The sequence below is a fragment of the Algoriphagus boseongensis genome (genome assembly GCF_004362805.1).
GTDB lineage: Bacteria > Bacteroidota > Bacteroidia > Cytophagales > Cyclobacteriaceae > Algoriphagus > Algoriphagus boseongensis.
Map to the genome: position 1 here is coordinate 1,099,317 of NZ_SNYF01000005.1, position 12,472 is coordinate 1,111,788.

10 protein-coding genes are annotated in these 12,472 nt (G+C 40.6%); 3 read left to right on the plus strand and 7 right to left on the minus strand.

Annotated features, from left to right (window positions below; all coding sequences use genetic code 11):
• Positions 1-102 precede the first annotated feature (102 nt).
• Positions 103-1,563, plus strand: coding sequence for a Gfo/Idh/MocA family protein (locus DFQ04_RS04830; protein ID WP_133553225.1), 1,461 nt, complete (start codon positions 103-105; stop codon positions 1,561-1,563).
• A 38-nt stretch (positions 1,564-1,601) separates the two neighbouring features.
• Here DFQ04_RS04830 and DFQ04_RS04835 read toward each other — a convergent pair whose 3' ends face one another.
• The 4 genes from DFQ04_RS04835 to DFQ04_RS04850 all read right to left on the minus strand — a co-directional run bounded on the left by DFQ04_RS04835 (position 1,602) and on the right by DFQ04_RS04850 (position 5,826).
• A complete protein-coding gene (locus DFQ04_RS04835; protein WP_133553227.1) occupies positions 1,602-3,218 on the minus strand; it encodes an OmpA family protein in 1,617 nt (538 codons plus the stop codon).
• 2 nt (positions 3,219-3,220) lie between these two features.
• A complete protein-coding gene (locus DFQ04_RS04840; RefSeq protein ID WP_133553229.1) occupies positions 3,221-4,192 on the minus strand; it encodes a deoxyhypusine synthase family protein in 972 nt (323 codons plus the stop codon).
• 100 nt (positions 4,193-4,292) lie between these two features.
• Entirely contained in the window at positions 4,293-4,883 is a 591-nt protein-coding gene (locus DFQ04_RS04845) for a hypothetical protein (RefSeq protein ID WP_133553231.1), read from the minus strand.
• Between the two features lie 382 nt (positions 4,884-5,265).
• The gene (locus tag DFQ04_RS04850) at positions 5,266-5,826 is read right to left on the minus strand and encodes a hypothetical protein (protein ID WP_133553233.1); all 561 of its coding nucleotides are present in this window, start codon (positions 5,824-5,826) and stop codon (positions 5,266-5,268) included.
• 107 nt (positions 5,827-5,933) lie between these two features.
• On the opposite strand from DFQ04_RS04850, the gene DFQ04_RS04855 reads away from it, so the two are divergent.
• Both DFQ04_RS04855 and DFQ04_RS04860 read left to right on the plus strand, forming a co-directional pair.
• Complete coding sequence (locus DFQ04_RS04855; RefSeq protein WP_133553235.1) at positions 5,934-6,539, plus strand: hypothetical protein; 606 nt, start codon at positions 5,934-5,936, stop codon at positions 6,537-6,539.
• 1 nt (position 6,540) lies between these two features.
• Positions 6,541-7,611, plus strand: a complete 1,071-nt coding sequence (locus DFQ04_RS04860) for an alpha/beta hydrolase (protein ID WP_133553237.1) — start codon at positions 6,541-6,543, stop codon at positions 7,609-7,611.
• A 35-nt stretch (positions 7,612-7,646) separates the two neighbouring features.
• Here the strand turns inward: DFQ04_RS04860 and DFQ04_RS04865 are convergent, their stop codons facing one another.
• From DFQ04_RS04865 to DFQ04_RS04875, 3 genes are read right to left on the minus strand one after another with little or no spacing between them, the layout of a single operon-like run.
• A complete protein-coding gene (locus DFQ04_RS04865) occupies positions 7,647-9,551 on the minus strand; it encodes a sialate O-acetylesterase (protein ID WP_133553239.1) in 1,905 nt (634 codons plus the stop codon).
• Positions 9,552-9,601: 50 nt separating this feature from the next.
• Entirely contained in the window at positions 9,602-10,915 is a 1,314-nt protein-coding gene (gene xylA, locus DFQ04_RS04870; RefSeq protein WP_133553241.1) for a xylose isomerase, read from the minus strand.
• 52 nt (positions 10,916-10,967) lie between these two features.
• A complete protein-coding gene (locus tag DFQ04_RS04875) occupies positions 10,968-12,470 on the minus strand; it encodes a xylulokinase (RefSeq protein ID WP_133553243.1) in 1,503 nt (500 codons plus the stop codon).
• Positions 12,471-12,472: the final 2 nt, after the last annotated feature.

Here is a 12,472-nt window from a genome sequence, read left to right on the forward strand (position 1 = left end):
TTTGACTTTAAATCGAAAAAATAACCTTCAGCATATTTTCTATTATTTAAAAATGATCTTTTGATATTTTAATAGATCAATTTGCATCAAAACCCCAAACCCATGAAAAATAACAAACCAGACCAGCAACTAGCCTCTAGGAGAAATTTCATAAAAGGCTCTGCGCTTGCCGCAGCAGGATTTTTTATAGTACCAAGGCATGTTCTTGGCGGTCCAGGATTCATCGCCCCCAGTGATCGATTGAGAGTAGCCAGTATAGGAGTAGGTGGCATGGGTGCTGGAGATGTAAGAGGAATCTTTAGCTCAGGAAAAGTGGATATGATTGCCCTATGTGATGTGGACGATACCAGGGCAAAGCAAAGTAGAGAGGCTCATCCTAAGGCAAACTATTACAAGGATTACCGCATCATGCTTGAAAAAGAGGAAAAGAACATTGATGCCGTATCCGTTTCTACACCAGACCATATGCATGCAGTACAGGCTTTGATGGCCATGAAAATGGGTAAACATGTCTACGTTCAAAAACCCATGAGCCATGATATTTATGAAGCTAGAATGCTTACTGAGGCTGCTGAAAAATACAAGGTGGTCACTCAAATGGGTAATCAAGGCTCTTCTGGAGATGGGGTCCGCCAAATGGTGGAATGGTATAATGCTGGATTAATCGGAGAAGCAACTAAGGTTTGGACCTGGACCAATCGGCCAGTATGGCCTCAAGGTATTCCATGGCCAAGTACTCCTATCGCCCCTCCTGCTGATTTGGACTGGGATCTTTGGTTAGGTACAGCTCCATATAAAGACTACGTGGGAAATTTAGTACCCTTCAACTGGAGAGGTTGGTGGGATTACGGAACTGGCGCTTTGGGAGATATGGCTTGTCACATCATGGAACCGCCATTTAGAGTTTTAGGACTAGGATATCCCTCATCAGCAGAATGCTCTGTGGGATCAGTTTATGTTGGTGAATTCCAGAGAGGCTATTTTCCAGATAGCTGCCCTCCTTCCTCCCACATTACCTTAAGATTTGAAAGACCGGGAAAAGAAGAATTGGAATTCCACTGGATGGATGGAGGTATCCAGCCTACCAGACCTGAGGAATTGGGGCCAAATGAAATGATGGGTGATGGAGGAAACGGAGTAATCATAGAAGGTACCAAAGGAAAAATGATGTGTTCTACCTATGGTGCAAATCCACAATTACTTCCAACCTCAAGAACCAAAGATGTCTCCTTACCACAAACGGAATATAGAGTACCGGGAGGTTCTAGTGGCCATTACAACAATTGGGTAGAAGCCTGTATTGCGGGACATGGATCTGAGGAATTCAAAAAACTAAGCTCTCCATTCTCCGTAGCTGGTCCACTGACAGAATCTGTTTTGATGGGAAATCTCGCGATTAGAAGCTATGATTACCGGATTCCTAGAACAGGTTCAGATAATCAATTTGATTATCCGGGCAGAGGAATCAAACTGGTTTGGGATGGTGCGAATATGAAAATCACCAATTTTGATCCAGCAAATCAATTTGTAAAAAGGACTTATCGAGAAGGTTATTCTCTTTAAAAGTAAAGGCTTCCAAAATTTGGAAGCCTTTGTTTTTGTTAATCTTCAACTACTAATTCGACTCGTCGATTTTTAGCTCTACCCGACTCCGTCACATTGGAAGCAATCGGCCGGGTTCCTCCCCAACCTGATATTCTCAGGCGCTCAAATTCAATTCCTTTAAAAACCAAAAAGTCTCTCACGCTTCCCGCTCTTTCCAGCGATAATTGCTTGTTCAGGCCCGGATCACCCACATTATCGGTATGCCCGTTAATTCTGATCTTCAATTCAGGATTTTCATTCAAAAATTTTGCAATGTCATCCAAAATCAACTGCGTATCGTCTTCCTCCAATTCTGAGGTTCCTCTTTTGAAATTTACATTCTCTAAAAGGACAATACTTCCAGGTTCAGCTTTAGTCAATTGAACCATATTCGAGGTTTTATCAGTCAGTAGAGAAATTGGCACTTGTAGCGGAAAATAACCTGAAGCGGAAATTTTGATAGCTAGTAAGTCTTTTTCCTTTAATTCCGAAAGAAAAATCGAATCCATAATCGGAAATTCTTGGCTATCTGAAATTGCAATTAATTGATATGTGGTTAGTTGAACTTTTGACTTTCTGTCCACAATGGTCCAGGTTAAAGCCGGTTCTTTTTCAATAATTTGGACGGGAATTACTTCTTCCTTCTCCACCATTTTTTCAGGAACTTGAGTTTCTTCGAGAATTGTAATCCTTTTTATTTCGGTTGGCGCCTGAATATTTTCCGGGAGCTTAGGTGCTTCAAATTCCTCTGGTAAAATCAATGGCACAGGAGTGGCAAAAGTAAGTAAGTCGGCAAAGCCGTCACTATTTTGCGTACTGGTCCAAACAACTTCTTTTCCTTCTACCAAAGTCACAGAAGCCTCTGAACCTCTGGAGCTTATTTGCTCCCATTTAACCGGCAAACTCCAAGATTGCCAAGTGTTGCCAATCTTCTTGGAAATGAGAATGTCCTTTCCTGTTGCCTCAAGATGGGAGTTTGAAGAGAAGAAAAGCTCCTGTTTTTGGGAATTAAAATATGGCCCTATATCCTGACCTTTTCCATTGATCACAGGACCCAAACTTTGCAAAGTTGACCACTCCACAGGTCCTGATTTTTCCGAAACATAAATATCTTCGTTTCCGAAGCTACCTTCCAGATGGGCTGAAAACAGAATTTGCTTCCCTCCTTCTAAGACTCTTCCAGAAGCGAAACCACTTTTGATCTGGACCTCTGGAAAATTAACCCTCCTGAGGTAATTCCAATCCATTCCAAACTTGGAATACTGATGAATTGAAACTCGGTTATTTTCCTGTCTTAGAATAAGCAAGGTCAAAACGTCTTCTAATCCCAAGGCCAAATCAAACCCAGAACTGCTCAAATCCGCTCTATGAACCGCAGTCTTCCATTCTCCGGAATCATCTTTTTGAGTCATCCAAATATCACCTGGATCTGAAATTCCGCCGATATTTTCTGGGTGAAAAGCGCGGGTAAATAATAGCGTATTATTTCCTATCCAAACCGGATTGGTGTCGTCATTTGGGGAATTTGCACCGGAAAGAGATTTGATTTCCTGAGCCTGTAGGGTGGTAAGCAAACAAAAAGCAAGCAACACCAGGCTGCTTGCTTTAAGATTAAGGGTATTATTATTTTTCATAATTATTGATCCAGCACAATGGCAAATACCAGTGGTGCTACGATCGTTGCATCAGATTCAATGATAAATTTTGGAGTATCCAGTCCTAGTTTACCCCAAGTAATTTTTTCATTTGGAACTGCTCCAGAATAAGATCCATAAGAAGTAGTCGAATCGGAAATCTGGCAGAAATATCCCCAAAGAGGTACACTATCTCTCTGCAAATCCTGATGCAACATCGGAACCACACAGATAGGGAAATCACCTGCAATTCCCCCGCCAATTTGGAAAAATCCAACTTTACTTTCTTCAGTTGCATTAGCTGTGTACCACTCAGCCAAGAACATCATGTACTCAATTCCACTTCTAACAGTATGAACATTTTTCACATCACCAGAAATCACGTGACCTGCGTACATGTTTCCAAGTGTGGAGTCTTCCCATCCTGGAACGATGATTGGAAGATTTTTCTTAGCTGCTTCCAATAACCAGCTATTCTTAGGATCAATTTGGTAAGATCCTTCCAGCTTTCCGGAAAGAAGGATTTTATAGAAAAACTCATGCGGAAAATAGCTTTCACCGGCTTGATCAGCTTTAACCCACTCTTCAAGAATAACATTCTCGATTCTTCGCATCGCTTCCATTTCTGGAATACAAGTGTCAGTTACTCTGTTCATGTGACGATCCAAAAGCTCCTGCTCTTGCTCTGGAGATAACTCACGGTAATTTGGTACACGCTCGTAATAATCATGAGCTACCAGATTAAATACGTCCTCTTCCAAATTTGCACCGGTACAAGAGATAATCTGAACCTTGTCCTGTCTGATCATTTCAGCCAAAGAAATTCCCAATTCGGCAGTAGACATAGCACCTGCGAGGGTAACCATCATCTTTCCACCTTCATTCAAATGGGTTTTGTATCCTTCCGCCGCATCGATCAAAGCTGCTGCATTGAAATGTCGGTAATTGTGCTTTAAAAATTCCGTGATTTTCATTTCGTTCGTGTTTTCAATAGAGGCGCAAAAATACCCAAATTTCAGGCATAAAAAAACCCGAGATAATTCCCGGGTTTTCTTTCAAAGGCTGGGGTTTAAATTATTCAAAGAAGATTGTCTTCACTCTACCTTTGGAATCTTTCAATTCGAAATACACATCTTCAGGAGAAACTCCTTTTAGTTGGTAATTTTTCTGAAAGCCTTCAGGCTGATTGATTTCTTCTGAGGTAATAATCTTATTGCTATTGGCATACTTAATAGTCACTTCCACGCCGGGCTCTTCCAATCCGATGACAGTTAGATTGACAGTATTTGGAGAAATCTGCTTTCCATAAGCTACCAAAGGCGCTTGAATAGGTTGAGCAGGCTTTTCAAAAGTAGCAACTGTATATTCCACCTTTTCCTCATCAGTCAAAATCTCAACTCTATATTCTCCACAAGGAAGTTCTGTCAAGTTGTAAGGGATAATTACATCCTGTCCTTCTACATGGACTTTTTGTTGATGAAGTCTTTTGCCATTGGGATCATAAATGGCAACTTTGGCATCTCCCACACCTTCTTTAAGAAGGACGTTTACTTTTTTGAAATTTGCCTTTACGTCTGAGTTTGCTCTCAAGTCGTCGGCTCCGAATGCGGCAAGGCTACTGATAGAAAGTGCTCCTGCAAGTGCGAATGTTAATAACGTTTTCATAATAGTTTGTTGGTTTAGGTTAGTGCTTTCCTATCTGCGAAGCGCGTACCAACAGAAAATCATTCTTATTTTTCGCAATCGATTGTGCCAGTAGTATTAAGGTTTTTTAAAAGTTATATCAATCCAGCGTTAATCTAAGAATTGGAATTTTCCTTGAAAAAACGGTCGATCATGGGAAAACCATTGAAATCTTGTAACAGTAGCGGACAATCCGAAGTAAAATCTTTAAAAACCAAGGTTACACGAATCAAGAAGAATTAGTGAAAATTAATTTTTAAAAATTTTCAACCTTTTTAAAATCAAGAACTTGAAAGCAAAAAACCTGTACGAGACCGTACAGGTTTTGTCCGCTAAGATTCATGTTTTTGATCAAAATCAATTTTTAGAATGCATAGCCAAATCCAACTCCGGCATACAATGGCCAGAATCCGTTGTTATTAAAGATCGGTGTCAGATTGATTCTCCAAGTAAAGCCTCCATCTACGGGGATTTTTCTATAGCCAAAGTTCATTGTCCCCATTAGGCTTGGTGATCCATCTACCGGCAAAATATAATTGTAATCATATTCATAGCTCCTGCAGATAAAATTCCCATTGGAATCTATGAAGCCATCACTACAATAGGAATTGTATTCCTCATTATAGGCAAAGAAGGTAGCTCCCAATCCAATCTCAAAATAATGAGGACCTTTTCCATAGAGCTTATTTACCATTACTGGTAAAGAAAAAAATGAATCGTTCGAGGTGGCATACCCACCCATTCCGACACGCATACCCCAAGAATCCATTCGAGTTTTGTCAAACCTGAAATCATAATTAAAGCTGTATGGAAGCCCCGCTCCTCCTAGCTCTACAAAAATTGACCGGTAAGGAACTGTGGTTTCTTGAGCCATGGAAAGTGAGCCCAAACAGAATGAAATGAGAATTAGGAAAAGTTTTTTCATAGTTGGATTAATTTTTACCCCTAAATACGCAAATAGTGAACTAATTGCTACCTCATATTTAGAAATTCTCAAGTTTTGAATCCATTCATAAATTGTAAATTTAGGATATGGAAACTCAGGTACCTAGCTATTCTCTTTTCCAAAAATTGGCTTTGACCTTAGCTATTAGCTTAGGCTATTGTTTCCTTTTAGCTTTTTCCTCCTGTGTAGAAGATGAGTATTACATTGAAGGTTGCCCCCTACCCACCGAGGCAGACGCTATAGGAATCAAGCAAGTTTTTTACGGACCCTATACCAACCAAAGGTATTCTACAGCTTCAGATACGGTTTTATTAAAGGATTTCAGTTTCAATTTTGAATTGGAGTTTCAGGCAAAAGAAAGAGCTTCTATTGGATCTTTACCTGGAAGATCCTTTGCGCTAAGCTGCATTCCAACCTACACAGTGAGAAACATCTCGAATATTTCTGTAATTCTCTTGGAACCCTTTGCAGGTCTGCCTGTAGGCACTGATATCGGATTTTTATTAGAGACTACAGAAGGAAAAAAGATTTCAGAATTAAGGGTTTTCGAAGGAATCTCAGTTTATTTCGGAAGTATTTTAAAAATCACCCCTCAAAATTTTTCTCAACTTAAAACCAGGACCTTCTTATTTTTGAAAAATGGAAGCAGGTATTTTATTGATTCCTCCTCTCCTGTTCTAAAAACTAGCTAACATGCTGAAAAAAATATTTCTTTTCCTCTTTGCCTTGGCAATGATCTTACTTATCGTTTACATGCTTGGGCCAAAAGTGGAAACCCAAAGCTTGACGATAAATTTCCCAGAAGTTCCTACGAGGTTAGCTGATTTAGAAGATTATGTCAGGACCAGAGAGGACACCGTAATCGGATTAAAACCGGGAAATGAGGCCTATATCCAATGGGCTGATAGTTTAAACAAGCGAAAAACTCCTTATTCAATTATTTACATCCATGGATTTGGTGCCGGTCCTATGGAAGGTGATCCAGTTCACAGGTTTCTAGGAGAGCATTTTGGGGCAAATGTATTTGTCACCAGACTACCTGATCACGGAATAAGAAGAGCAAACGGGATGGAATACCTTACTGCTCAAAAATTGGCTGATGCAGCCGGGGAGGCCTATCAAATAGGCAAAAGCCTAGGGGATTCAGTCATTGTTGTAGGAACTTCTATGGGTGGAGCTCTTTCCCTTCTTTTAGCTAGCCAGCAACCTGATATCGCTGCAGTAGTCCTTTATTCTCCAGCAATTCGGGACAATGGAGAGCGGTTGTCAGCCCTATTCAAGCCTTGGTCTAAAGTAGTAATGGAAAAAACCATGACCAAAAACGGAGTCATGGACATGAAAAGAACCGGGGAGAAAGCTCAATATTGGTCGGAAGTCCAGCACATGAATGCCTATGAAAGCTTAGGGGTTTTGATGTACAGCGAAATGAATGAAACTACTTTTAAAAAAATTCATCAACCCTTATTTCTAGGATACTACTACAAAAACGACAAAGAGCAAGATTTTGTGGTTTCCGTACCAAAAATGCTGGAAATGTACTCCCAAGTTGGAACGCCTAATGAATTAAAAAAAGAAGTAGCCTTTCCAAAAGCTGGTGACCATGTGATTGGTTCGTCCATCACCTCAGAAGATTGGCAAGGGGTACTTTTCAGCACGATTGAATTCCTGGAAAATGTGGTGAAAGTGCCTGCAAATCCAAAATTTCAACAGCAAGTAGAGGAAATGGCAAAAGCCAAAGACCTGGTCGAAAGTATAGATAATTAAAAATCAAAAGGTCTGAAAATTTCAGACCTTTTGATTTACAAGCCTTTTTTAAATGGCCAGGCAGGAAGACCAATAGAGTTTACCAAATTGACTTCTGGATTATCCGCCCAAGCGTATCTAATTCCGATGGGATTTTGATTTGGAGACAATTGAATGCTCACTTCATTTTTGCCAGTAATCTTCCCCCAATTTGATTCAAATTTTTCTCCCTCCAATTCAAGAATAAAACCTTTGACAGAATCACCTTGAGTAAGTTTTAAGCCATCGCCAATTTCGGAGTACAGGAGTTTTAAATCGTTCTCAGTTCGGTAAATACTATCAATTTTTGGCCCTGAAGCAAGATTCCTACCTCCGAAAGCCACTTTTTCAGCCTGAAGCCAAAGCCTTTCTCCTACATCCTTTTTGTTTCTTGGATGAATATCCTTCTCTTCTCCGATGTCAATGATTACCGCCATTCCGGTTTTTGGTAATTCCAAAGTTGCAGTTTGTGCGTCTCTCAGGTAAGCCCAATTACTTTCAGGCTGGATATCTAGCCTCTCCATGAAATTGGCCAATTGAACAAATAGGAAAGGGAAGTCACCTATTTTCCATCTTGCTCTCCAATTGGAAATCATGGTAGAGAATAATTCTTTGTACTCCTCAGGCCTTCCAGCATTGCTTTCTCCTTGGTACCAAATCACACCTTTTATCGGATAATTGGTTAATGGGGCAATCATGGCATTAAACATCACTCCTGCTTTCCAATTGAAAAATTCTACGGGTGGAAGCTGGGGTTCAACTATCGAATTCGAATAGCTCCAAGTCCCTTCCAGATTAATTTTCTTACCATTTTGAATGAAATACATCTGGTCTTTTTCTCCCAAAGCAGGCCTATTATTCCAGGTATTCACTGCCCGAATAGTTAAAACATTTTGGCCCTTTCTAAGAATGTCAGCAGGTATTTTCAAATCCGGCATTCCAGCTCCCCAATCTTTATAATGAACTTGAACTCCATTAATATAGAGATAGGCCATTTGATCTATTCTGGGAAATACTAAAACCAAATCATCAGTAGAAGTCAGATTAAACCTTTTTCTAACCCAAGCAATGTGCTCCATGGGATTATCCTTGGGAAGGTTGATAGTGGACCAGCCGGATTCTGCATAAGCTATTGAGGCTACTTCACCGGCTTTGAGTGAATCTGGTCTTCTCACTAAAATATTTCTCATTTCCCTTCGCTTCTCATTCTCAGCAAAGACCTCTTTCCATTTCGGAGCATTCTCCACCATTTCTTTAGCTTCTTCGGTATAGGACCTTTCAGGTATAGCGGCCAAAACCTTTGCCTCGGTCCAGCCTTCTGCGGGAGTTCCTCCCCAATTGGATTCTATGATTCCTACCGGAACGTTTTTTTCTAAACTATTTTTCTTGGCAAAAAACCAGGCCACCGCAGAAAAATCGGGTAGGTTTTCAGCATTGGCTACTTTCCATTCTCCCCCGGAAACATCCGACTTTTCAACAGCACTATAATCGTTTGGAACTTTGAAAAAACGGATGTTTGGGAATTCCTGAAGATTAAATTCCTCTTCCGCTCCTACCACTCCAGACTTTAAAGGCCATTCCATATTCGATTGACCTCCTGCAATCCAAACATCTCCTACATAAATATTTTTAACTGTTTGTATGTTGACATTCAGATCAAAAGGCCCTCCTGCAGGTAGTGGAGGAAGTAAAACCTTCCAAGTACTATCTTCCAAAACTGTGGTACTTCCAATGGCTCCTGCCAAACTTGCTCTGACTTTTTCACCAGGAATCCCTTTACCCCAAAGACTGATTGCCTGATCCCTCTGAATCACCATTCCTTCAGAAATCAATCTGGGAAAGCTTACTTCAGATTCTGGCTTGGATCCACCACAGGCAATAAACAAGGGGATGACCAAGAATAGTAAGATATATTTCCTCATAGCAAATGGGTTAATAAAAAAGGGAGAACTGAGCCTCCCTTTAAGTTCGGTTAAATAAACCGATTGATCAAATTTTCGAAATACTCCTGTTTGCCCGAAATCTGTTTTGGTTCACCCGATGCGAAAGCATGATTTCTCAAATCTTCAAGAGTAAGTTTTCCTTCCTCAAAAGCTTTTCCGTTTCCTGAGTCATAACTTGAGTATCTGACTTTTCTTCTTTCCAAATAGTCCGACTTTTCCATGATATCGGCTGCAATCAACAAACCTCTGGCGAATGCATCCATACTTCCGATATGTGCCAAGAAAAGATCATCAGGATCGGTAGAGTTTCTTCTAACTTTTGCATCGAAGTTTACACCACCGCCCTGAAGGCCTCCGGCTGCTAAAATCACCAACATGGATTCTGCCAGTTCCTGAAGATTCAAAGCAAATTGATCGGTATCCCAACCATTCTGGTAGTCTCCTCGGTTTGCATCGATGGAACCCAAGAAACCACCGTCAGCTGCTACTTGAAGTTCGTGTTGAAACGTATGGCCAGCCAAAGTCGCGTGGTTTACTTCAATATTCAATTTAAAGTCTTTGTCCAATCCAAAATGTCTCAAGAATCCAATTACAGTTTCTGAATCGTAATCATATTGATGCTTGGTTGGCTCCATAGGCTTCGGCTCAATAAAGAAAGTTCCTTTGAATCCATTCTTTCTTGCATAATCTCTTGCCATGGTGAGGAATCGAGCCAAATGCTCTTTTTCACGCTTCATGTCCGTATTAAGAAGAGACATATATCCTTCTCTACCGCCCCAGAACACGTAATTTTCACCCCCTAATTTGATGGTTGCATCAATTGCATTCTTTACTTGAGTTCCTGCGAAAGCCAAAACATCAAAGTTAGGATTGGTAGACGCGCCATTCATATAGCGTGGATTGCTGAAAACATTGGCAGTACCCCAAAGCAATTTGATTCCAGACTCTTTTTGCTTTGCCAAAGCATAGTCTGTAATGATTTGCATTCTTTTCTCATACTCAGCCAAGCTTCCACCCTCTTCAATCAAATCGATGTCATGGAAACAGTAGTAATCCACACCGATCTTGGAAATGAATTCAAAAGCTGCATCCATTTTATCCTTGGCTCTTTGAATCGGATCAGGGTTGGCATCCCAAGGATGAACAATAGTACCCGGGCCGAATGGGTCTCCACCCGTACCACAGAAGGAATGCCAATAGGCAATGGCAAACTTGAAATGTTCCTTCATGCTTTTGCCTGCAACTATTCGGTGTTCGTCATAAAAACGAAAGGCCATAGGGTTATTACTATCCCTGCCTTCAAATTGAATTTTGCCAATAGTTGGAAAATAAGTCTTTGACATGGTTTTCTAGGTTATTTTGATAAATAGGTAAATAGGTAAAATTGATTTTTAATTAGTTAACTGAGGTGATTAGTCGGTTTAATTGCATTTCCCAATTTCGATAAACCTCTTCATAGGAATCGAAAAAATTATGATTAGGCTCCAGAGTTTCCAATAATTCAAGGCCCTCAAAGGCCTCAGCTTCAGAGGAAAATATTCCTGCGCCAATTCCTGCACCCCTTGCTGCACCCTGAGCTCCGTCTGTATCATAGAGTTCCAGATTTACCTGGTTCATATGAACAAATGTCTTTCTGAATAAAGGACTCAAAAACATATTGGCATGACCTGCTTTTACTGTTTGCAGGTTCATTCCCATATTTTTCATCACTCTAAATCCATAAGTCAAGGCAGAAACTATCCCCTCTTGAGCTGCTCTGACCACATGTCTTTTGTCATGCTTGAGCAAATCCAAGCCAATTAGGTGAGCTCCAACAGGTTTGTTTTGCATGATTCTTTCTACTCCATTTCCAAAAGGAATAAAAACCAATCCTTCGGAACCAGCATAAACAGAACCACCTAAGCTATTCATTTCTTCATAGGAAATCCGAGAACCTCCCATGAGTTTTTTAAGCCATGAATTCAGAATTCCAGTGCCATTTACACAAAGTAAAACTCCATAGGAAGGCTTTTTCTGTGAATGGTTGACATGCACGAAAGTATTGACTCGAGACTGAGGATCATAGAGAGGCTTATCAGCCACTCCGTATACTGTTCCTGAAGTCCCGGCAGTGGTTGCTAATTCTCCAGGCTTTAAAACTTGGAGAGAAAAAGCATTATTTGGTTGGTCCCCTGCTCGATATGAAATAGGAACCCCGGCTTCTATTCCGGTTTCCTTGGATGCCGAATCAGTAACTCTTCCTTGAATGGAAAATGAAGGAACTGCCTTAGGAATCCACACTTCAGGAATTTCCATTTGCTTGAGCAATTTTCGACTCAAGTCATTTTCCTTAAAATCCCAGAAAATCCCTTCTGAAAGACCTGTTTCCGAAGTCAAAATTTCACCCGTGAGCTTCATGGCAATATAATCTCCAGGAAGCATGATTTTATGGATTTTGGAAGCAATCTCTGGTTGGTTTTCTATTACCCAGCGTAGCTTGGAAGCAGTGAAGTTTCCAGGTGAGTTGAGAAGATTTGGAAGGCAATAGGCACTTCCCAATCCTTCAAATGCTTTTTCACCAATTGCTACTGCACGGCTATCACACCATATAATTGAAGGCCTTAAAACTTTCTGGTCCTTGTCTACACAAACCAAACCATGCATCTGATAGGCAATGCCTATCCCTTTTAATTCTCCTTTTTTGACTCCCGCTTTTTTGAAGATAAAGGCAGTGGATTCTTTTACATACTTCCACCACATTTCAGGATCTTGCTCGGCCCAACCGGATTCAGGAGCATTAATAGGCATTTCCTCTTCAGGAAATGCCTTTGAAGCGATGGCTTTACCAGTTTGAGCATCTAAAAGAGAAGCCTTTACAGAGCTACTCCCAATATCCAGGCCCAACAATAACTGTCTCATGT